Source organism: Bacillus sp. FSL K6-1000 (assembly GCF_038630785.1).
Lineage (GTDB): Bacteria > Bacillota > Bacilli > Bacillales > Bacillaceae > Bacillus > Bacillus safensis.
Window position 1 is genome coordinate 3640942 of sequence record NZ_CP152042.1, and the last position, 21317, is coordinate 3662258.

Below are 21317 nucleotides of genomic sequence, written 5' to 3' on the forward strand. Positions count from 1 at the left end.
ATTTATTTTTCTGAAATTTATTAAGGTCTATTTACCTAAAATGTTTTTCTTTAATTAGTCCAGATAATCTTTTTCTATTTATATCCTTTTATCATCTATTTTTTCTTTTCTTCAGCCTGCTTTTTAAATGCTTCCGTTTGTTCTTGATATTCCTCTTTCGTGACAGCATTAAATTCTATTGTACCGCCTGCCATTTTAAAGGGAAATCTAATTGATGTTGCGTCTCGGTCAGTTTCCCCTAAAATAAAACCCTTTTCAATTGCAGGATAAGTACTCAAATCAAACATTATCCCATCTGAAACACCCCCGGCTGTATGTTTCGTTTCTTTATAAGGTGCTCCACCATCTCCTGGGACCGTTCTCATCAGAAAAGAACCTGCCCATTCAGACTGCATATACATTCGTTTTACTTTTAGAAATAGCTGGTATGAACCATCCTCCGCCGTATACAGATAACCATAAGCGCCTGTTACTTTCTTAATGAAGTTTCTTACATAATCATGAAATCTATTTTCACTGTCCTCCATCAGTTCTTCATATCGGTCATGAATGTCCTTTTGAACAGCACGTAGTTTTGTTTGATCAACTGCTTTGTATGTGATGCTTTGTTTTTCACCTTGTTTTCTCACAGAAAGATCTTTTTCAGCAAGGTGAACTTCATATGTGACCGTCTTTTTCCCTTGCTTCACTTGAAATTCGTAACCGTTTTCAATCGTTTTGCCGGTTAATTTATATTTGTTGATAAATAGATTAGGATCAAAATGCCTTTTTGAGTTTTCCTCCAAAATGGTTTCATTCAGATGACCTGTTACTTTCCCTTTTTTCTCCGTTACTTTGAACCAGTTCACATGATTCTTGGTCTTATATGCAAAGGCGTAAGATTGATTCAATACACTCTTTTTTGCATTTGCTTGATATACTATCCAGCTGACAGCACCCATGATTAGTACCGCTAGAATTGCCACGATCCAGATTTTCGATCTATTCATACATACCTCCACCGATAGAATTTAATTTTTTCTATCAATATATGAGTGAGTCCCTCCTTTATCGAATTTATTTTTCAACACCCCCTTGTATCTGCCACTCCCCATCATTTATTATATATCTAAATGATATATCTTTTAGATAGGTGTGCTGATATGAAAAAATACAATGATACGACGTATGCGATTTTAGGTATTTTAACGACAGATTGTAAGTCAGGGTACGAAGTGAAGCAATTAATTGATAGGAGCTTGCATCATTTTTGGAAAATCAGTTATGGACAAATTTATCCAGCTTTAAAGTTAATAGTCGAGGAAGGCCTTGCGGAGGTTTCACCTGCTGCTAGCTCTGGTCGTTCAGACAAGCGGGAATATCATTTGACTGAAAAAGGACTGGACACGTTAAGAGAATGGCTGGCGCAGCCGCTCGATCAGTTACCAACAGAACGTAATGAGGTGTTATTAAAGTTATTCTTCGGTCAATATCTTTCGTTTGAGAAGAAACTAGCGCTTTTACAGGATTATGAGAGGCAGCTCCGTATTCGTTATGAGACATATGTTGCGATTGAACAAAACATTCAAGAGCTTTACCCAGATGAAGCGGATGCGAAGTATTGGCTGTTTACTTTAGATTATGGGAAAAGAGTGGCTCAAGCTGGAATTGATTGGTGCGTGGAGACATTCCATTCGATGAAGAAGGAAGGGTAAATGAATGAAAAAAGACATACGTGCTGGCAGATTTACAACGGACAATTCTGATTCGATTGTTGTTTTCATCATCGGAATGAGGATCAACAAACGCTGGGCCATTCATCAATGGATGCCTGTGTTCATGGCGATGCCTGGCATGATCAAGGAGCTGTATACCCATCAAGAGGAGCTAGGGTTTCTTGGGACAGAAAATTACTTTGGATTACGCACGACAGCGATGATTCAATATTGGAAATCAACAGATGACCTCCTTGCCTATGCCAAGATGGAGAAGCATTTGGCTGCTTGGAAAAGATTTAACCAAATGGCACGAAATAATGATGCGGTGGGCATTTATCATGAAACATACCAAATTCAAGCCGGCTCGTATGAATCCGTCTACGTGAACATGCCTTCCTACGGACTGAGCCAAGCGAGAGCGCCAATTCCAATTGGTAAAGGAAAACAAACAGCGAAGGAACGGCTGAAAACAACAAATTCCTAGAGAGCGATTCTCTAGGAATTTTTTTTTGCAACGGATACAAAATGTTTTAATATGCGGGCTGTTAATCCCCATATGGTGTAGTTTTCGTAATCATAAAACCATTCCTCGATTGAACGGCTCCCCCAGCTGTATTTTTCACCATTCATGATTTTTTCATAAGGGAAGTCCTCTCCTGGTGTTGGCTGAACGGATACATGATGTAGGTACGGCTCATATTGGCTGAGCCATGATAGAGGCACGGTAAAGGTCTCTTCTACTTCTTCTTGATTATAGGAGTGTTTCACTTTTTGCTCATCAATGATACCGACATATGGGTATACGACAAAGGATGGAGAAGCGATATAAGGACTGAGCTGTCCAAGGATTTCGACCGATTCTGGCGGGATACCCAGCTCTTCATGCGTTTCTCGCAGTGCAGCTTCCTGTGCTGTTTCGCTGCCGTCGAGCTTGCCCCCAGGAAAGCTAATATCCCCCGGCTGTTTTCTCATGGTCAGCGATCGTACCTCAAATAATATATGCCATTCTCCATTTACTTGTACTAAAGGGATCAGGACTGCTGCTTTGAACGCTGTCTCTTCTCCAATGAACAACGGTTGTGATTGATGTAAGTCATTTTTTAATTGATCAATGAACACGGCCATCACCTGTTTTCTGTTTCTCTTTCCTTTAGCGTATCATGGTTCACCTTTTCAATAAAGATGATCTTTCTGACAATTATTTTTATCATTTTGACAACTTTACTTGTCAAAATGAATATAATACTTTACAATCAATGTAAGATTTCAATCAAAACTTGAGGTGACAGAATGAAAAATCGGTTAAAAGAGCTTCGTGCGCGTGATGGTTTAAACCAAACTGAGCTGGCAAAGCGTGCAAAGGTCTCTCGTCAAACCATCAGCTTAATGGAACGAGATGAATTAATGCCGTCTCTCTTGCTCGCTGTTAAGCTTTCACGAATTTTTCAGGAACCCATTGAACGTATTTTTCTATTCGAGGAGGATGAACTATCATGAAAACTGTATACAAAATGCTCTTAGGTGCTCTCCTTGGCTTTCTCGGTGCTTACTGTCTACTGGCAGCCGAATTTGAGATGACACTTCTTGATATTGCATTTGAAGCGACTCTTGTCATCAGTGGATTGACAATTTTATTGATTATTTATTGTTTTTCAGGGATTTCACGTATGAAAAAAAGAGTGTCTCTTTCGGTCTCTGGAGATGAGGAAGATGAACTGGAGGCTAAGCAATATCGGACCTTTACTGATTCGACATTAGCCAATACGGTGAGTACGATTTTGTCCATTATTGCCATCGGTATAACCATCGTCACCGAGCAGCCCCTCTGGTTGATTCTGGTCAATGCTGCTTTATTTATCGTCACCATTATCAGTTCTTATGCAGCGATATCCGTTCTTAAACTTGTCTATCCTAATCGCAATCTGCCAAGTCCGTCCGACAAAGATTATAGTAAAAAGCTGCTCGCCATATCAGACGAAGGGGAAAAGCATGTCATGCTTGGCGGACTGTTTCACACGTATCAAATGATGAATATCCTATTGACCAGTGCCATGTTTATTTTGATTGTGTATTCCCTTGGAGCCAATCACTCTCAACTCTTCTCGATCTTGGTCATTGGGGTTGTTTTGATCATTTTGAATGCAAATTATGTGTTGAGGATTAGAAATCGTTAAATAATAAAAAGCACAGCTCTGTCAAAAGGCTGTGCTTTTTCCGTCCGTTACGATGCACGGCGTTTCTTTCGTGCATAAATCAAAAATAAGAAACCAAACCATACCGGTGTCAATAGCAACGCAGGACGTGTTGCATCTGCGAAGAGCATGATCACGAGAATGGCTGCAAAGAGCGCAAGAACGCAAATATTCACAAAAGGTGTGAACGGTGCTTTAAAGGTAGATGCTGCATGCAGTTCAGGCCGTGTTTTTTTATATTTCAAATGACAAATTAAAATAATACTCCATACCCAAATGAAACAAATGGCACTGATCGTGGTAACAATCCCAAAGGCTTGTTCGGGAATCAGCTTGCTTAAAAGTGCACCGACCGATACTACAATCGTTGAAACAAATAGCGCATTACTCGGGACAGCGTGCTTGTTCAAACGTCCAAAGGAAGCTGGCCCCTGCTTTTGATGACTGAGATTATACAGAATACGGCTTGTCGAGAACATGCCGCTATTACAAGCTGATGCCGCAGACGTCAACACAACAAAATTGATAAGCCCCGCTGCTACTGGTATCCCAATGAGCCCAAAGGTTTTCACAAAAGGACTTTCTGATGCACTGAGCTCAGACCATGGGTTGATACATAGTAAAACAAAGATCGCACCCACATAGAAAAATAGAATTCTTAATGGAATCTTATTAATCGCAGAGGGAATGTTTTTTTGCGGATTAGCTGTTTCTGCTGCGGATACGCCAACCAGTTCAACTCCCACATACGCAAAAATCACCATCTGGAATGACAGCAAGAAGCCTGTGACACCATTCGGGAATAACCCGCCATGAGACCATAAATTCGTTACTGTCACCGGTCCGGCATCGGTTTGAAAACCAATGATTAAAAGAACAATTCCAACACCGATCAGTAATAGAATCGTAATCACTTTAATAAGTGCAAACCAAAATTCCATTTCTCCGAAAAGCTTCACCGTTAATAGATTCAATCCTAGTAAAATCAACAAACAAATGATGGCAGGAATCCATTGCGGGATATCAAACCAATACTGCACATACACTCCGACCGCAATGACATCCGCCATCGCTGTCATAATCCAGCAAAACCAATATGTCCACCCTGTCACAAAAGATGCCCACGGGCCGAGATAGTCCTCTGCAATATCGGTTAATGACTGATAGCCCGCCTTCGATAAAAGCAATTCTCCAAGTGCCCTCATGACAAAAAAGATGGCCATTCCGACAATTAAATAAGCAAAAATGATTGATGGACCTGCCAATTGAATGGCTTTTCCAGAGCCTAAAAACAGCCCTGTTCCAATGGTTCCGCCAATGGCAATCAATTGTACATGACGGTTTGATAAATCTCGTTTTAATTCTTGTTGTGCCAATGCTAACACCCTCCTACGACACGATCTTATACTGAAATAATGAACTCTTTAAAAAGTCCATAAAAAAAGAGATTGGATGCGCTCCAATCTCACGGTCATAAAAGAATAGCAAAATAGAGAAAAGTAATACACGGCATCATCCATGCATCACAAATACAATATTTCGTACTCTTCTGTCCTTTTGCCTGAGATTGTGAACCCTTCGGCGCCGCACATACATGCGGTCTCTCCAGAAGCTGCTCCTGCTATAGTGTGACCCACAGCAATCATAGCCTTCGTTATTTAATTAAAATGTTGCTATTTCTGAATAATTTTATATTTTACGCCTCAATCAGAATGCTGTCAATGGTAATCTTTTATGATTTACGGTGATACCCATATGTCTTCACTTCATCAATCCCCCCTAATTCATGTATAATAAACCAAAAGATGTTCGGCTCGTCTGATGGAGAAATCCCTCTTGATCATGAACAAAGTTAGGCAATCCATTGAAGTTGGTGAAGATAAATGAAAAAAATGAACAAACAGCGTGTCACATTACAGGAAGTCGCCAAGCATGCCGGTGTCTCGACTTCAACGGCATCACTCGTTGTTCGAAACAATCCTAGAATCTCTGAAGCCACTCGAAACAAAGTACTGCAATCCATGGAAGACTTAGGATACGTATATGACCGCGTTGCTGCCAACATGCGGTCAAAAAGCTCAAATATCGTTGGTGTGATTGTCACAGATATTTCTAACACCTTTATTTCGGAATTTTTAATCGGCGTGCAAACCACGCTTGAATCACTAGGCTATACTGTTTTACTTGGTACAACCTTTGACAGTGTCGATAAACAGGAGCGGCTCATTTCCACCATGGTAGAGCACCGAGTGGGCGGAATTATTTTAAACCCAGCTTCGAAAAGCTCTGCTCGAACCGTCAAACAATTAAATCAAATTCGCACCCCAAAAGTACTTGCAAATCGTGAGTTATCAGATGTGCAATGTGATTATGTCGGTGTTGATTATGAACAAGGCACTTGGATGGCCATTCATCATCTTCTTCAGAAGGGGCATCGACGTATCGCCTTCTTAGGCGGCATCAAGACCTCATCGACTTGGATTGAGCGGATGAAAGGTTTCAAAAGAGCTCATGACGAAGAAAATGCGGCAATTGATGATTCCCTTATTATTGATATCGTACCTACTCGTGAAGGCGGGAAAGAAGCACTCGCTCAAGTCATGGATCAATCCGAGCCTCCTACCGCTATTTTTTGTTTTAGTGACTTAGTTGCATTTGGAGTCATGCAAGCACTGTCAGCACGGGGCATCCAGCCTGGTGAAGATATTGATGTGGTTGGATTCGATAATGTTCCTGAAGCGGAGATGTACCATCCGCCGCTCACCACTGTTTCTTCCTTCCCCCGATCCATCGGGGCAAAAGCAGCGAACCTTTTATATCATAAAATGAACGAGCAGGATGAAGAGCTGCAGCGATTGATTTTAAAGCCTCAACTTCATATTAGAGAAACCTCTCCATCATGATGAAAAGAGAATTGTGTGCAGCAATTCTCTTTTTTTATTGAACAAGTCAACTATTTCTTTGTTTCATTTTTCTTTTTTTAAATCACAAAGTCATAAACTTGACACATTTATAAAGCAGGAGTATATTTATCTCGTTGCTTCTTTTAGTATATCGTTATACCTATTTCGTCCTATCGTTATTTCTATCAAAAAACAGTTAAAAGTGATTTTTTATGATTCTGATCAAATCATGAAGTTTCACTTCCTAATCAAGGCTGTTATTATTTTTTACATTTTAGTAGAACGATGTACTTGATTGAAGAACAGATGAATATTCATTATTTTTTCATCAATCACATAAGGGGTGTTGTGATGGGCTTCATATTCTTAATTTTTAAGGAAACAATAACAAAGGGTATTCAAAGAATTTGACCTTAGGGGTTTCAAATATAGGAGTGGGAACATGAAAAATCCTTATATTAAATCGTCACTTGGCATGTATTTAAATTACTTCATGCTTGGCATGATCAATATTATTGTAGCTTCCAACATGGACAGCTTATCTGAACGCTACCATGTAGATATTCCGAAAATCAGCTTGCTTGTATCGGCGATCGGAATTGGTAAACTCATTGCTCTCTTTTTCTCAGGTCGGTTAGCCGATAGCTGGGGACGTAAGCCTGTCATTATTACAGGAAATTTTCTTTACTTATTATTCTTAATCGGTATTCCAACGACAACGAGTTATACACTGGCATTTATCTTTGCGATTTCAGCAGGTATTGCCAACTCACTGCTTGATTCAGGAACCTACCCTGCTTTGACAGAGTCATTTCCGAAAAAAGCAAGTTCGGCTTCTGTTTTAGTAAAAGCGTCTGTATCCATTGGGGCGACTGTTCTTCCATTTATCTTGGCGTACCTAGTGGCACATGACATCTTCTGGGGCTGGGCGTTCTTTGGACTAGGGCTTCTTTATTTACTTGTAGGAATTTACTTAATCTTTATGCCATTCCCGAACCATAAGCAAGTTTCTTCACAAGACGCTCTTCCAGTACAGGATCAGCTTAAGGAAGAACCAAAAATGCTTGGCGAAGGTTTAGCTGTTGTACTGATGGGATTCACATCGACTGCATTGTTTGTCGTATGGCAGACATGGCTTCCGCAGCTCGGGTTGAAATTAATCGGACTTGGCACAGAACAAGCCACACAGCTTCTATCTTATTTTAGTATTGGTGCTCTTGTATCTGTTCTATTGCTTTCGATCGTCTTAGATAAATTCATTTCACCGATTATGGTCGCGATCATTTATCCAATTGGGGCGTTCCTTGCAATGCTTTCACTTTTCCAAATCGAAACGTATAGCATTGTCATTGTCAGCACCTTCTTCTTAGGACTATTTACAGCGGGAATCTTCCAGCTGGCGATGAGTATCATGATGAAATTGTTCCCGACAAACAAAGCAACGGCTTCATCCTATGTCAACATTGCGGCAAGCTCAGCGTTTATTCTAGTGCCGCTCATTACAAGTGGGTTGGTCAGCACGTACGATATTAAAATGACGTTGTTTTTCGATATGATCATTGCGGTTATTAGCGTATTACTAGCGATCTTTGTTCTTGGACGCATGAAAAAATTATTTAGATAACTAAAGGAGATGTCAATCATGACAAACATACATGAACGAAATATTGATGGAAAAACAAAATTAGTCGGTCTTCTTGCTACACCAATCGGACACAGCCTTTCACCACGTATGCATAACCTTGGCTATACACTAACAGGTATCAACTATGCTTACCTCGCATTTGAAGTAGGGAATGATGAACTAGAAGCAGCCGTAAGCGGTATGAAAGCAATGGGTGCAGCTGGATTTAACGTTTCTATGCCGAACAAAATGAAAGTACTAGATTACTTAGACGAACTAGATGATTCTGCAAGATATACACGTGCTAGTAACACTGTAGTAAACAAAGATGGTAAGCTCATCGGCTACAACACAGACGGTCTTGGATATGTGAGAAACTTGATTGAGCATGGCGTTGAATTAGCCGGCAAAAAAGTCACACTCGTTGGCTCTGGCGGCGCGGCAACTCCGATTGCGATTCAGCTTGCACAGTCCGGCATTCGTGAAATTAGTATTTTTGCTCGTAATGACCAATACTTTGTTCAAGCAGAAGAAAATGTAAATTACATCAACAACGAAATGAAATCTTTCGGTGTTAAAGCAAACATTTTCCCACTTGAAGACAAAGACGCGTTCCGCCGTGAAGTAGCAGAAAGTGCGATCCTAGCAAACGGGACAAGCCTTGGCATGAAACCACTAGATCAGCTCAGTATTATCGATGATACACTTGATGTACTTCGTGAAGATTTGATCGTGACAGATGTCGTATACAACCCGCAAAAAACAAAGCTTCTTGCACAAGCACAAGAAGCTGGTGCCAAAACGATTAACGGTCTTGGAATGATGCTATGGCAAGGTGCACTTGCTTACAAACTCTTTACTGGTGAAGATATGCCAGTTGATCAAGTAAAACAAATTCTTTTTGAAAATGACCGTTTCTAAAACAAAAGAAAGACGACTTCCTAAGCGGAGGTCGTCTTTTTTTTAATCATGTACCATAACTTGGCGGTATCGATACAGGATATACAGTGCGCCGATAATGGCCGCAACAGCCACCACTGCATCGAACATAAAGATTTGTAAAATGGACGCGTGACTCTGAATTAACCCTGTTACGACCGGGATGACGATAGCCGACACGCCGCCCGCTGTGGAGATAATCCCAGTCATCGTCCCTTTGTTTTTCCAGAAGAATTCAGCCATCACAGTTAACGTCAGCTGAAAAACTCCTGCTGTTGAAAACCCTAATACAAAAGCATTGACGGTTCCTATGACTGGCGATTTCACGACCAAGAGTACACAAATAGAAACAAGTGTAATGATTGGATAAATCAGCAGTACAGTGACCGGACGGACAAAACGGCGCAAAAGAAACGCGAGCAACACAACAGACAGCAGCCCGCCCATGCTATAGTAACTGAGCAGTTTCACAGCACTGCCCGATGCCATCCCCAAGATGGCCTCACCGTACGTAGGAAGCCAAATTTGCGGCAGCGCATACAGCCCATTTGATGTAAAGCTGATCAAAATGAGTGCGATCCCTTCCCTCCAAAATGTAGGCTCTGTCGAGAAGCGCGGAAGTCCATCATGCTCCGTTACCTGGACTTGCTCCACCTTGCGATGATTCGGAAATGGTAAGGTCCACAGCATCAAGACATTTACAAGATAGATCAGAGCAGGAACAAAAAATGAAATTCCATAAAACAAATCATGCTCTGCTAAAAAGAAAATCGCCAGTGGCAAAATGGTTGCCCCAATGGAGATAAAGGCCTTCACCATCACATTCGCAGATCCTGAGTTTTGCGGAAAAGCCTCCATTAACGCAGGATACGTTCCTGCATCCATTGCCGAATTCGCAACCCCTGCCAAAATCGCAAACGCAAACGCGATTTGATAATTCGGAGACAATGGGATTCCGATGAGGAACACCGCCATCAGCACACCAGAAACCAAAATGACCGGCTTTCGCCCAAAACGATCTGACAGTACGCCTGATAAACCATACGTGAGCACCCTGCCAATGCCAAGCGCCGAAATCATATAACTAATTCCCGCACTATTGGTATCTAATTGTTTGATTAAAAATGGCATATTTGAAGCCAAAATAATATTGACCATACCTAATAAAAAGTAATTAATATACAGACTAGAAGCCGTTCTCACATACGGATTCCTCATCCTGACACACCCCTCAACACCATCGCAATGAAGTGACAAATAATGGTTACGCTTACAAGATCTCATATGTGAGGAAGAACAGCTTTGCAGCCTTCACGTTCATACATCTCATCATGTCATGCAGCTCACAGCTTACACGCCCTTCATGTATCAAGCATTTCTTCAATTTTTCACTGCTCTTATTTTATACGAATGAGAAAGGTAAAGATAGTGAATTGCTTAAATTTGAGGGGAATTCATCGATCAAGCGTATGACACCATCGATAGAAAAAAGGAGTGGTTAGCTGCCACTCCTTAACTGATGTCTCATTTCTGTTCATCGTTCATTTTCAACCCATTTTGACGAATGACTTCTTGATACCAGTAAAAGCTTTTTTTAGGTGTTCGATTTAACGTTCCGTTTCCATCGTTATCTTGATCAACATGGATAAACCCATATCGCTTTTCCATTTCAGATGACGAGTAACTAATTAAATCAAGAATTCCCCAGCTGGTGTAACCTATTAATTCGACTCCATCCTCAATGGCTTCCAGCATTTGCTGGAAATGCTGCTCATGATAGCTAATCCGATAATCATCATTTATCTTTCCATCTTCCACCTTGTCGTATGCACCTAATCCATTCTCAACTATAAATAGTGGTAGTTGATAGCGATCGTATAAATCATTTAAAGAGATACGAATTCCAATCGGGTCGATCTGCCAGCCCCATTCACTCACTTCTAAATATGGGTTTTTCACTCCACCTATTGTATTGCCGCTGACAGTTTCCATGCCTTCACTATTTTCAGTAGCAACCAAGGAATTGTAGTAACTGAATGAAATAAAATCAACAGTATGCACCTTTAATAATTCGTCATCTCCCAGCTGTTTCTCAATGTGAATGTTTTTTTCTTTAAACAGTCGATTGATAAAACGCGGATACTCACCACGCACCTGTACATCTGTAAAAAACATATTGAACTGATTGTTCTTTGATGCCTTCAGAACATCCTTTGGATTACAAGAATACGGATACGTTGTTAATTTCGTCAACATACACCCTATTTTTGCCCCTGGGATCATTTCATGACAATATTTAACGGCCAAAGCACTTGCAACAAATTGATGATGCAATGCTTGATAAACTGCCTGTTCTACATTGTCAAAGCGCTCTGAAACGATTCCACCACTTGTAAATGGATGTCGGACAATACTATCAATTTCATTGAAAGTCAGCCAATACTTGACTTTATCTTTATATCGATCAAATACAACTCGACTAAATTTCACAAAGAAATCAACGACAATGCGATGAGACCATCCTCCATATTGATTCACTAAGTATAGCGGCATTTCATAATGAGATAACGTAACGAGTGGTTCAATATCATGCTTTTTCATCTCATCGAATAGGCGGTCGTAAAATAATAATCCCGCTTCATTTGGCTCTTCTTCATCACCGTTTGGAAAAATACGTGTCCATGCAATCGAGACACGTAACGTCTTCAATCCCATTTCTTTGAACAGCGCCATATCTTCAGGATAACGATGATAAAAGTCTACACCTCTTCGTTTCGGATAACCTTCAGCGGTATCTGCACGCATCGCTTGCTGAATTTGTTCTTCATCCACTTTGTTGTGCTTTTTATAATCAGACTTACTGAGACCTTTTTTAAAGATCGCCACATCAGCAGTCGATAGCCCTTTTCCGTCTACATTCCATGCGCCTTCTGCTTGGTTTGCCGCGATGGCGCCTCCCCATAAAAATCCTTCTGGAAATTTCCTGATTTGATTAGACATGTTTCTTCCTCCTCAAGACTATGCGTTATTTCTTTGAACCACTCGATTGACATGAATAATTAAATACATTTTTTCGTCACTGGAAATCGTGTAATCCACACTTGTTTTAATATATTTCTCGATTTTCTCCACACATTTTACTTCTTCAGGATACTTCCTCATGATTTGATCAATTAGATCGTGATCATCTGTTTCAAGCATTTTGTTCTCAAGTAAACGTTGAACAAAGAACTGTAAATGTGTTAAAAACCTGGAGTAATTAATCGTATCTGTCGGAATGTCGATCTTATAATGCATTTTGATAATATTTAAAATGTCTTTGACCATATTGGTCATCATCACGATTTGATTTAAATTATCTTTAGTCTGCTGCGCATTTACTAGATGAAATGCAATATTCGCCGCTTCTTCTTCAGGCAGCTGAATGCCTAACTGTTTTTCAATCAGCTCTAGTGCATGCAGACCAATGCTAAATTCGTCAGGGTAAAATTTCTTCACTTCCCACAGCAGGCGATTTTGTATCGTTAAATTTTCCTTAAAGCGCTTCGTAGCCATGAAAAGGTGATCCGTTAAAGAAATATAAAGATGCTCATTTAGGTGTGTAGATAAACGGCGCTTCGCATAGGATATAATCTCATCTGTCATGATTAAAAATTCCTCTGGGGTCTCCCTCATAAGCTCAGCTAAATCATTAGACGTACTTTGATCTTCTAGCACATAGATCTTTTGAATATCGGACTCTTGAATAAGACTGCCTGGCTTATTTTTAAATCCAATGGCTTTACCCATTACGATGATTTCTTTACCGTCATCTCTTTTAGCGAGAACCACACTGGTATTCAGCACTTTTATAATTTCCATACCATATCACCTTCCTGGATACATTCAAAATCGATTTATAAAACTGTTAAAAGTGGCTGCTGATGACCAGAAACAGGATTCGTTTTTCCCTCTTGGGGTAAAATTTCTAAATAATCAGCTGTATTTGTAATAATGACTGGTGTTGTTGTATCATAGCCAGCCTTTTGTATATTCTGTTGATCAAATTCAATCAGAAGTTGACCTAGTTTCACTGTATCACCTTTTTGAACATGTGAAGTAAAATATTGTCCATTTAAGTTTACAGTATCAATACCAATATGAATCAGAACTTCCACACCATGGTTGGATTTTAGACCAATGGCATGATTTGTATGGAAAATCATTTCTACTTGTCCATCAAAAGGAGCAAATACTTTCCCTTCACTAGGTTGAATTGCTGCCCCTTTCCCCATCACTTCTTCAGAGAATACCTTATCATTCACTTTTGCTAAAGGAATGATGTCTCCTTTCATCGGTGCATAAATGACTTCACGATTTCTTGTGCTTTCTGATGTGGAAACAGGCTCATTTTTCTTCTCAATGTTTTCAGTTTCTGTATCTTTAAAGCCGATGATGTAAACAGCAATAAACGCGATGACCGCTGCCATGACTGCACCAATAATAGCAAACGTAAAGTTTGAAGTCCCTTTTTCAATAAAGATTGGCATTGTTGCAATACCAGGTGAAACCATGACAAACGCCTTTAGCTTAATCAATCCAACAAAAATACCTGAAACCCCTGCTCCAATCATACATGCGAGTAATGTTTTCTTAAGTTTTAAATGAACGCCGTATAATGCAGGTTCTGTTATACCAAATAAAGCAGAAATTCCTCCGGACATCGCAATTTGTTTTAACTTAGGATCTTTGGTTTTAAATGAAACAGCCAAAGCACCTCCACCTTGCGCAAAGTTCGCCGCTAACATAGCGACCCCAATGAGAGCATCGTATCCAGGCGAAGCAAGAGAGGCGATAACAACTGGATAGAACACCTTCTGCATCCCAAACATGACGATAAAAGGTAAGAAAACGGCTAAAATCGCAACAGCTGCCCATCCCGCAGTTTGCTGGATCCATAAGACCCCTGCAGCTAAGCCTGCACCAAGATACATACCGAGCGGCCCTAAAAACAGTAAACCAATCGGAGCGACAATAATCATCGTAATTAAAGGAACCATAAAGATTTTGACCGGTCCCGGTGATAATTTATCTGCCAGCTTTTCTACATAAGACATCAGCCAGACAATGAGTATGATCGGAATAACCGATGCACCATATGAAACAGCTTTTAGCGGGATGCCCGCAAAGACAACTGGATCACCACTGCTAAACAGGGCTGTTAAGTTAGGATGTAACAAAACCCCAGCCAAAGCCATTGATACCATAGGGTTTGTGCCGAATTTCTGTGAGCTTGTATAGGCTAACAAAATAGGCAAGAAGAAGAACGCTGCATCTGAGATGATTTTCAATACCAAATAGGTTTGGCTGTCTTCTTTCATCAAATTCAGCATCGGCAATAAAATTAATAGAGCCTTCAACATTCCTGCACCAGCGATCGCAGGGATGATCGGTGCAAAAATTCCAGTGATTAAATTGGCAAAACGATTGAAATATCCTTTCAAGCTATGATCTTTGTTCTGTACAATCTGTCCGCTTGCTTCCGGATTTTGATCAATCAGTTTTGCAAACTCTTTATAAACATAACCAACATCATTTCCAATAATAATTTGATACTGACCAGCTGTATCTGCTACTTGAATGACGCCATCAAGACGACTAATTTCTTGAGAGTTTGCGCGTGAAGAATCTTTTAAAGTCAGCCGTAATCTCGTCATACAGTGGATGGCATTTTGAACATTTTCGCTTCCGCCAATATGTTTTAGAATGTCTTGAGCTAAGTCTTTATGGTTCATTAAAGTCACCGCTTTCATTTTTGATTATAGGAGCTCAGGCAACAAAAAAAGACCTGGATTGGGTGGGAATATACAAATACAGATATCCCATCCAATCTAGGTCTTGCCTGCCGAACAGTAACACGCCTTATTGAATGTACGCATTATTCTATTTTTAAATTTTCATCGTTTCATGAAACCGCTTTTAACATGTTAATATCTTTATAGTAATTAATTATCTTCACAAAAGCAATGTTTTTTCTCGAAAAACAATAATAAATTGATTAAATATAGATCAAAGAGCACTGTTATATCATCTAATCGTACCTATTGAAAATGAATGGTATTGTCATGCTCTTTCTAATAAAGACCGTCTAAACTTAAAGTCCCCAAGTACTTAACTCATAAAAATATTCCGTCCGTTCAATGCATAATCCAAAATGAAGATCCTCTGTGACTAACATAAAATCTCCATATCCAATTGAAAATTTCGTTGTCTCAAGAAGCTGGTTTAAATGGCTAAACACTTCGTTCACGTTTACTAAAAGAGCTTCAATTTCTTGCTCTCGAAAAAACATGATTCTAGCTTCTTTGGGATAACGTTCTGCATTCTTGACCAATTCCTTTAACATTTGTGTAGATTTTTTTATATGTTCTCGATAGTTATCCCCATGTATTTGAATCTTATTTTCTCTTGCATAAAGGAAAGCAAACACCTTCTGACAAAACAATTGATTTTCTTCGATATCTAAAAAGGGGTGTTCTGGAAGTGTCATGTAGCTCAATTCGTTCATTAAGTGCTTTCTTCTGCTTTTTCTTTTTAAGGTTTCGATTTTTGTTTTTCTGTTGTTATTCATAAAAATCAACTTAACAATCCTTGTTTTTTTATACTATCATCACAAGAATTATCTAATAAAACAATCCATTTGTTCAAATTAGGACTTTTTTCTCAAACGGGCACAACCCTTACCACGCTTTCATCGTCACCCTCTTCTTGTCAATTAACCGGAAATCAATCACTTGTAATCTAAACAGTTACAGCATATAATTTCTCTGATTTCTTAATTCACATTAAGAAGAGTTCATAAAAGGGGGCTTTATGATGGAAATTAAGGCGGCTGTCATTGAAAAACAAGGTGAAGATTTTGTATTTGAACAACTAAAGCTAGAAAACCCAAAAAGTAATGAAGTATTAATTAAAGTGGTAGCAACTGGAGTTTGTCATACAGATGCTGTCGCTCGCGATATGGGATTATCACCCTTCCCTGTAGTTTTAGGCCACGAAGGAGCTGGAATTGTAGAAGCTGTCGGAGATAGTGTCAAGTCCGTTAAAGAAGGAGATCATGTTGTCTTATCATTTGCTTCTTGTGGAGAATGTGAAAACTGTTTAGCTGCACATCCTACTAGCTGTATGCGGTTCAATGAACTAAATTTTGATGGCAAGATGGAAGATCATACAAACAGAATACACAAACACAATCATGCAGTTTCTACTTTCTTTGGACAATCTTCATTTGCCACATATGCAGTTGTTAACGAACGAAATGTCGTTCAAGTAGAGAAAGATGTTGATTTGGCTCTTCTTGGACCATTAGGTTGTGGAATCCAAACAGGAAGTGGAACCGTTTTAAATAAATTAAAACCTGAATTTGGTTCGACAATTGCTGTATATGGCTGTGGAGCAGTCGGATTAAGTGCCATTATGGCTGCGAAAATTGCAGGCTGTAAACAAATCATTGCGATAGATGTACATGAAAACCGATTAGCACTTGCCAAGGAATTAGGTGCTACAGATGTCTTTAATGGAGCAAAAGTAGATGCTGTACAAGAAATTAAAAAAATAACAAACGGTGGAACTAATTATGCTGTTGAAACAACGGGTGTACCACCTGTTGTTCGTCAATCATTACATGCTCTAAAGCCGCTAGGTGTGTCCGCAGTTGTTGGAGTCACACCAAAAATGGAGTTTGATGTCCATAACGATATCATGGCTGAAGGTAAGACATTAATGGGTGTGATTGAAGGCGATGCAGTTCCTAAGTTATTCATTCCGAAACTTATTGATTTCTATAAAAAAGGGTTGTTCCCATTTGATAAGCTAGTGAAATTTTATGAATTCGAAGATATCAACCAAGCCTTTGCTGATTCGAAATCTGGTGCCGTTTTAAAACCGATTGTGAAAATTAGCTGAACATGACAATAAAGAACCTTCCACTCTGGAAGGTTCTTTTGTTCATCCTATCCTATTAAAATTCGAGAAATAAGATACTTAATAGGTATTTTCTTTATACAAAATGGATATTTCCCCTCTTAATCTATCATCATTATAATTAAATAATGGCTGAAATTGATAGACACAAGGGGGAATCATTGTGGATTTATTCACAAAAAAAATAAATCAATATATTGATGGACAATGGAGAAAAGGTTCATCAAATAAAATTCAGAAAGTTTATAACCCTTATACTTCAGAGGTCATTGCTGAAGTACATATAGCTTCAGAAGAGGATATTCACGCAGCCTATCAAGCTGCAAAAGAAGCTCAAGAACATTGGGGGAAAGTATCAGCTTCAAAAAAGGTGAGCGTGCTTGAAAAAGCATATCAGTTCTTTGAAAAACATAAGGATGACATAATAGAAACGCTCTGTAAAGAAGCAGGGAGTTCCTTCGTGAAAGCCAATATCGAACTCGAAGCTACCATGAATGTTTTGAAACAATCAATGGATTATCCACACCAACTAGAAGAGAGATCAGAGCTTCCTGCTTTAATAGAAAACAAAACAAATTATGTCTATCGAGCACCTATAGGGGTAGCTGGTATTATCAGTTCATTTAATTTTCCTCTTCACTTATCTATGCGCTCTATTGCTGTTGCAATTGCTACAGGAAATTCAGTTGTACACAAACCAGACATGCAAACAGCATTATCAGGTGGTGTCGTCATTGCAAAAGCGTTTGAAGACGCTGGTCTGCCAAAAGGGGTTTTCAACTTAATCCTGACCAATACAAAAGAAATTGGAGACTCATTTATCGAACATCCAATTCCAAAAATCATCTCTTTTACAGGTTCAACTGGCGTTGGGCGTCATATTGGTTCAATTGCGGGGAAAAACCTGAAACGAACAGCCTTAGAGCTTGGTGGAAACAATCCGTTTATTGTATTGGAAGACGCAGACATTGATCAAGCGATAAACGCTGCAATTTTCGGTAAATTTTTACACCAAGGGCAAATTTGTATGATTATTAACCGCATTCTCGTTCATCGTAATCTTTATGATACCTTTATTGAAAAGTACACTGAAAGAGCAGCTTCATTAAAATGCGGGAACCCAGTAGATCCTTCTGTAGTGATTGGGCCTCTCATTAATGAGAAACAAGCTGATCATGTCATGTCGATCATTGAAGAAGGAAAAAATGAAGGTGCCAAATTAGTGTTAGAAGGAAAAAGAGAAGGAAATCTGATCACACCGTTTGTATTTGCAGATGTCAATAACGACATGAAGATTGCACGCAGTGAGATATTTGGTCCAGTTGTTTCTATCATTCCATTTGACAATGAGGAAGAAGCCATCCATTTCGCAAACGACAGTGAATATGGTTTAAGTGCTGGTATCTTTACAGAGAATATTGAAAAAGGGATTACATTAGCAAGACGCATTGAAAGCGGAATGGCTCATGTGAACGATCAAAGCGTAAATGATGATAGCCTGGCGCCATTTGGCGGGGAAAAGGCTTCTGGAATTGGTCGCTTTGGGGGCCAATGGGCTCTAGAAGAATTCACTCGAGTCCAGTGGGTTTCTGTACAAAATCAACCAAGAAAATATCCTTTCTAAGAGAAAAAAGGGATGGGCTTAACTAAGCCATCCCTTTTACTTATTCTTTCATTTCTTTCACTGTTTTTTCCCAGCGTTCAATGACTTCTTTCTCATTGAATAAGTCGATGTTGATGCCAGAGATTATTTGAGCATATTTTGCTACATCTTCCCTAGCTAAAACAACTTGAGCAGAGAATCTTTCTCTTACATAATGGCTGTCAGGCGTCTTATCTAGCCTTTTCAAAGACAGTCTAATATAGTGAACCTTTCCTTGACATACCATTACCAAAGTCGCTTTCTGTGTACGAATGATATTGGATGTAGTCGTTGTATTTGGCCATAAACCAATTCTTAACTCTTGGCGGTTTAATGCCACAATTTCCCCCACACTAATCATCGCATTATGTGGCCAGCCATCCTCTCCTACAGTCATTAACATCATCACTTCATGCTGTTTATCTGACAGCTGTTTTCCATTCAAGAATTCAAATACCTCAGGAGACAATTCCGTTTTACACATGCTAACACCACCTTACCTTCACCTATTAGACGATACTGAGCCAAGATTCATTAGACAATCTATCGTTACTTTTTTTACTAAATAAGAAGATCTCTAAGCGGTATATAGAGATCTTCTTATTTTTACATTAATCTATTAACTTTGGGATTGGAGGAATTTGATCTAACTCTTTAAATTTAGTTGCATCCAACTTGAAACGTTTGTCATATTTTTCGGGGTCTGTGATATTAGGACCTTCTGTATTTCTCCAAGATAGGGTACAAGTATCGCAAATATATACTTCCCAAGCATCCTTAACCGGAGACTTTGTTAATAAGCTTACTTTTTCAGATTCACATCTCGGACACTTCATTATTTATTTCCTCCCTTTTTTATTAAATCACGGAGAATGGCAGACCATTCTTCTGCTTTTTCTGGCGTAGCCAAAAGTTCAGTATCTCGGGCAATATCAGGTGCAATCGGAGTTGTCGCATCAATGACTAGCTTTGTGTGCATACCAGCAGGGTCAGAAGATGGATCTAATGGCATTCCAGGCGCATATGGAATTTTGAACACATCTTTGTCTGGACGTACCCGAGTTGTTAATGCCCACATCACTTGTTCTAAATTAAACGGATCAACGAATTCATCTACGATAATCGCTATTTTCGTATAAGGCATTCCGTGAGGAGTGGATAATAGCCTCATCGCAACCGCCTTACCGTATCCACCTAAACGAGATTTTGTCGATACAATAGTTCCTATACCGTGTGTATACATTGCGTTTACTGCCTCAACTTCTGGGAAGTCACGCTTTAACTGTTTATACAATGGTAAACTTGTATTTAAAGCCATTAAATAATCAATTTCCGTCCATGGCATACCTAAGTATAAGTTTTCGAAAATTGGATTTTGACGGTGAGTGATTTTAGTGATTTTTACAATCGGCTGCAAACGGGCTCCTGAATAACTTCCAGGAAATTCGCCAAATGGGCCTTCTATCTCTCTTTCACGAGGCATAATGTATCCCTCTAGAACAACCTCACTTCTCGCTGGAATATCTAATTGACCATGCTCGCTTTTCGTTAATTCAATTGCTTCTCCTTTTAAAGCTCCGGCAAAATCATATTCGGATTGAGCATATTCTATCGGTGTACTAGCCATAAAGCTCAAGACAGGATCGTTACCTAAGCAAATGGCAATTGGTAAAGGTTCATTTTTTTCTTCTGCATGTTTTAGATGGACCGCTATATCGTGAAATGGAAGTGGCTGAATTCCTACTTTATCTTTACCCTTTACTTGAATACGGTAAGTTCCGGCATTTTGTTCCTCATAGCTTTCAGGCTTATTTGGATCCTTACTAACCACAAGAGCTTTAGAAAGATAAAAGCCCGCATCGAATTCATTAATACGAAACAGTGGCAGTACATCAAATAAATTGATATCTTCCTCAATTACAACTTCTTTCACTGGTGCATCTTTTTTATCTACCCAAACAGGTTTAATCGGATATCTATCCCAAATTCTTTCTAATTCGAAAAACTGTTCTTTAACTGGTGTGTTCTTGTCCATGTTAAGCATCAAGGCATGGTTTTGCCATGAACCGTGTACATTTAGGACAACAGGTGTTTTATATCCTTTCACTTTTTCTACAAGAACAGCTGGTGCATTCTCCATATCCGGGGCAGAACGGCCAATCGCGCTTAAATCTGGTTCAGGCATGACTTCATCCTTAATACGAACTAGTTGATTTTCTGATTCTAGTAAATCTAGAAACTCTCTTAAATCTCTATAGGACATGGGAAATCCTCCTATTCAGCAATTTTTATGTGATGTGTTTTCCCTTACATCACCATTGTACGCCCCATCATATGATATTAAAAATATCTATTAAA

General features: G+C 39.3%; 20 protein-coding genes and 1 riboswitch. Of the genes, 9 read left to right on the forward strand and 11 right to left on the reverse strand.

Going from position 1 to position 21317, the window contains the following annotated elements; translation table 11 throughout:
- Window positions 1-95 precede the first annotated feature (95 nt).
- Window positions 96-989 carry a hypothetical protein gene (locus MHI46_RS18905; protein ID WP_342503024.1) on the reverse strand — a complete coding sequence of 298 codons (894 nt, stop codon included), beginning with the start codon at window positions 987-989 and terminating at the stop codon, window positions 96-98.
- A 153-nt stretch (window positions 990-1142) separates the two neighbouring features.
- Between MHI46_RS18905 and MHI46_RS18910 the strand changes: the two genes are divergently transcribed.
- Together MHI46_RS18910 and MHI46_RS18915 are read left to right on the forward strand one after the other, a co-directional pair.
- A complete protein-coding gene (locus MHI46_RS18910; RefSeq protein ID WP_047203745.1) occupies window positions 1143-1694 on the forward strand; it encodes a PadR family transcriptional regulator in 552 nt (183 codons plus the stop codon).
- Window positions 1695-1698: 4 nt separating this feature from the next.
- Window positions 1699-2181 (forward strand): DUF4188 domain-containing protein, encoded by a 483-nt coding sequence (locus MHI46_RS18915; RefSeq protein ID WP_064498931.1) that lies wholly within the window; start codon window positions 1699-1701, stop codon window positions 2179-2181.
- A gap of 11 nt (window positions 2182-2192) precedes the next feature.
- Here the strand turns inward: MHI46_RS18915 and MHI46_RS18920 are convergent, their stop codons facing one another.
- Window positions 2193-2816, reverse strand: coding sequence for a CoA pyrophosphatase (locus MHI46_RS18920; protein WP_047203752.1), 624 nt, complete (start codon window positions 2814-2816; stop codon window positions 2193-2195).
- A gap of 171 nt (window positions 2817-2987) precedes the next feature.
- On the opposite strand from MHI46_RS18920, the gene MHI46_RS18925 reads away from it, so the two are divergent.
- Window positions 2988-3194, forward strand: a complete 207-nt coding sequence (locus MHI46_RS18925; protein WP_003215336.1) for a helix-turn-helix transcriptional regulator — start codon at window positions 2988-2990, stop codon at window positions 3192-3194.
- The gene (locus tag MHI46_RS18930) at window positions 3191-3871 is read left to right on the forward strand and encodes a DUF3169 family protein (protein WP_212039528.1); all 681 of its coding nucleotides are present in this window, start codon (window positions 3191-3193) and stop codon (window positions 3869-3871) included. The genes MHI46_RS18925 and MHI46_RS18930 overlap by 4 nt, the downstream gene beginning before the upstream one ends.
- Window positions 3872-3918: 47 nt before the next feature.
- Here the strand turns inward: MHI46_RS18930 and MHI46_RS18935 are convergent, their stop codons facing one another.
- Window positions 3919-5265, reverse strand: coding sequence for an amino acid permease (locus MHI46_RS18935; RefSeq protein ID WP_058838384.1), 1347 nt, complete (start codon window positions 5263-5265; stop codon window positions 3919-3921).
- A gap of 163 nt (window positions 5266-5428) precedes the next feature.
- Window positions 5429-5508: riboswitch (glycine riboswitch) on the reverse strand.
- Between the two features lie 264 nt (window positions 5509-5772).
- Here MHI46_RS18935 and MHI46_RS18940 point away from each other — a divergent pair.
- From MHI46_RS18940 to MHI46_RS18950, 3 genes are all read left to right on the forward strand, one after another.
- Window positions 5773-6792, forward strand: a complete 1020-nt coding sequence (locus MHI46_RS18940; RefSeq protein ID WP_342503025.1) for a LacI family DNA-binding transcriptional regulator — start codon at window positions 5773-5775, stop codon at window positions 6790-6792.
- Window positions 6793-7234: 442 nt separating this feature from the next.
- A complete protein-coding gene (locus MHI46_RS18945; RefSeq protein WP_342503026.1) occupies window positions 7235-8416 on the forward strand; it encodes an MFS transporter in 1182 nt (393 codons plus the stop codon).
- An 18-nt stretch (window positions 8417-8434) separates the two neighbouring features.
- On the forward strand, window positions 8435-9337 hold the full coding sequence (locus MHI46_RS18950; RefSeq protein WP_342503027.1) for a quinate/shikimate dehydrogenase: 903 nt from the start codon (window positions 8435-8437) through the stop codon (window positions 9335-9337).
- Window positions 9338-9379: 42 nt separating this feature from the next.
- Here the strand turns inward: MHI46_RS18950 and MHI46_RS18955 are convergent, their stop codons facing one another.
- The 5 genes from MHI46_RS18955 to MHI46_RS18975 all read right to left on the reverse strand — a co-directional run bounded on the left by MHI46_RS18955 (window position 9380) and on the right by MHI46_RS18975 (window position 15965).
- On the reverse strand, window positions 9380-10573 hold the full coding sequence (locus tag MHI46_RS18955; RefSeq protein ID WP_144489747.1) for an MFS transporter: 1194 nt from the start codon (window positions 10571-10573) through the stop codon (window positions 9380-9382).
- Between the two features lie 306 nt (window positions 10574-10879).
- Window positions 10880-12355: a glycoside hydrolase family 1 protein gene (locus MHI46_RS18960; protein WP_058838379.1), complete on the reverse strand. Its 1476-nt coding sequence runs from the start codon at window positions 12353-12355 to the stop codon at window positions 10880-10882.
- Window positions 12356-12373: 18 nt separating this feature from the next.
- A complete protein-coding gene (locus MHI46_RS18965; protein ID WP_058838378.1) occupies window positions 12374-13216 on the reverse strand; it encodes a PRD domain-containing protein in 843 nt (280 codons plus the stop codon).
- 35 nt (window positions 13217-13251) lie between these two features.
- Entirely contained in the window at window positions 13252-15129 is a 1878-nt protein-coding gene (locus MHI46_RS18970; protein ID WP_260775049.1) for a beta-glucoside-specific PTS transporter subunit IIABC, read from the reverse strand.
- A gap of 359 nt (window positions 15130-15488) precedes the next feature.
- Window positions 15489-15965, reverse strand: a complete 477-nt coding sequence (locus MHI46_RS18975; RefSeq protein WP_260776118.1) for a hypothetical protein — start codon at window positions 15963-15965, stop codon at window positions 15489-15491.
- A gap of 245 nt (window positions 15966-16210) precedes the next feature.
- Between MHI46_RS18975 and MHI46_RS18980 the strand changes: the two genes are divergently transcribed.
- Both MHI46_RS18980 and MHI46_RS18985 read left to right on the forward strand, forming a co-directional pair.
- Window positions 16211-17299 (forward strand): NAD(P)-dependent alcohol dehydrogenase, encoded by a 1089-nt coding sequence (locus MHI46_RS18980; RefSeq protein WP_224931089.1) that lies wholly within the window; start codon window positions 16211-16213, stop codon window positions 17297-17299.
- A gap of 181 nt (window positions 17300-17480) precedes the next feature.
- Window positions 17481-18941: an aldehyde dehydrogenase family protein gene (locus MHI46_RS18985; protein ID WP_260775050.1), complete on the forward strand. Its 1461-nt coding sequence runs from the start codon at window positions 17481-17483 to the stop codon at window positions 18939-18941.
- 40 nt (window positions 18942-18981) lie between these two features.
- On the opposite strand, the gene MHI46_RS18990 is transcribed toward MHI46_RS18985, so the two are convergent.
- The 3 genes from MHI46_RS18990 to MHI46_RS19000 form a co-directional block, all read right to left on the reverse strand.
- Window positions 18982-19443: a pyridoxamine 5'-phosphate oxidase family protein gene (locus MHI46_RS18990; RefSeq protein WP_251180874.1), complete on the reverse strand. Its 462-nt coding sequence runs from the start codon at window positions 19441-19443 to the stop codon at window positions 18982-18984.
- 127 nt (window positions 19444-19570) lie between these two features.
- Window positions 19571-19795, reverse strand: coding sequence for a non-oxidative hydroxyarylic acid decarboxylases subunit D (locus tag MHI46_RS18995; RefSeq protein ID WP_047202077.1), 225 nt, complete (start codon window positions 19793-19795; stop codon window positions 19571-19573).
- Window positions 19795-21222, reverse strand: coding sequence for a non-oxidative hydroxyarylic acid decarboxylases subunit C (locus MHI46_RS19000; protein WP_126682550.1), 1428 nt, complete (start codon window positions 21220-21222; stop codon window positions 19795-19797). The genes MHI46_RS18995 and MHI46_RS19000 overlap by 1 nt, the downstream gene beginning before the upstream one ends.
- Between the last annotated feature and the right edge of the window lie 95 nt (window positions 21223-21317).

Coding starts and splice junctions, on each gene's coding strand:
- MHI46_RS18955 (WP_144489747.1), bottom strand. CDS start 10,573: ATGAGGAATCCGTATGTGAGAACGGCTTCTAGTCTGTATATTAATTAC.
- MHI46_RS18915 (WP_064498931.1), top strand. CDS start 1,699: ATGAAAAAAGACATACGTGCTGGCAGATTTACAACGGACAATTCTGAT.
- MHI46_RS18945 (WP_342503026.1), top strand. CDS start 7,235: ATGAAAAATCCTTATATTAAATCGTCACTTGGCATGTATTTAAATTAC.
- MHI46_RS18990 (WP_251180874.1), bottom strand. CDS start 19,443: ATGTGTAAAACGGAATTGTCTCCTGAGGTATTTGAATTCTTGAATGGA.
- MHI46_RS18965 (WP_058838378.1), bottom strand. CDS start 13,216: ATGGAAATTATAAAAGTGCTGAATACCAGTGTGGTTCTCGCTAAAAGA.
- MHI46_RS18975 (WP_260776118.1), bottom strand. CDS start 15,965: ATGAATAACAACAGAAAAACAAAAATCGAAACCTTAAAAAGAAAAAGC.
- MHI46_RS19000 (WP_126682550.1), bottom strand. CDS start 21,222: ATGTCCTATAGAGATTTAAGAGAGTTTCTAGATTTACTAGAATCAGAA.
- MHI46_RS18905 (WP_342503024.1), bottom strand. CDS start 989: ATGAATAGATCGAAAATCTGGATCGTGGCAATTCTAGCGGTACTAATC.
- MHI46_RS18910 (WP_047203745.1), top strand. CDS start 1,143: ATGAAAAAATACAATGATACGACGTATGCGATTTTAGGTATTTTAACG.
- MHI46_RS18950 (WP_342503027.1), top strand. CDS start 8,435: ATGACAAACATACATGAACGAAATATTGATGGAAAAACAAAATTAGTC.
- MHI46_RS18970 (WP_260775049.1), bottom strand. CDS start 15,129: ATGAACCATAAAGACTTAGCTCAAGACATTCTAAAACATATTGGCGGA.
- MHI46_RS18925 (WP_003215336.1), top strand. CDS start 2,988: ATGAAAAATCGGTTAAAAGAGCTTCGTGCGCGTGATGGTTTAAACCAA.
- MHI46_RS18930 (WP_212039528.1), top strand. CDS start 3,191: ATGAAAACTGTATACAAAATGCTCTTAGGTGCTCTCCTTGGCTTTCTC.
- MHI46_RS18940 (WP_342503025.1), top strand. CDS start 5,773: ATGAAAAAAATGAACAAACAGCGTGTCACATTACAGGAAGTCGCCAAG.
- MHI46_RS18960 (WP_058838379.1), bottom strand. CDS start 12,355: ATGTCTAATCAAATCAGGAAATTTCCAGAAGGATTTTTATGGGGAGGC.
- MHI46_RS18980 (WP_224931089.1), top strand. CDS start 16,211: ATGGAAATTAAGGCGGCTGTCATTGAAAAACAAGGTGAAGATTTTGTA.
- MHI46_RS18995 (WP_047202077.1), bottom strand. CDS start 19,795: ATGAAGTGTCCGAGATGTGAATCTGAAAAAGTAAGCTTATTAACAAAG.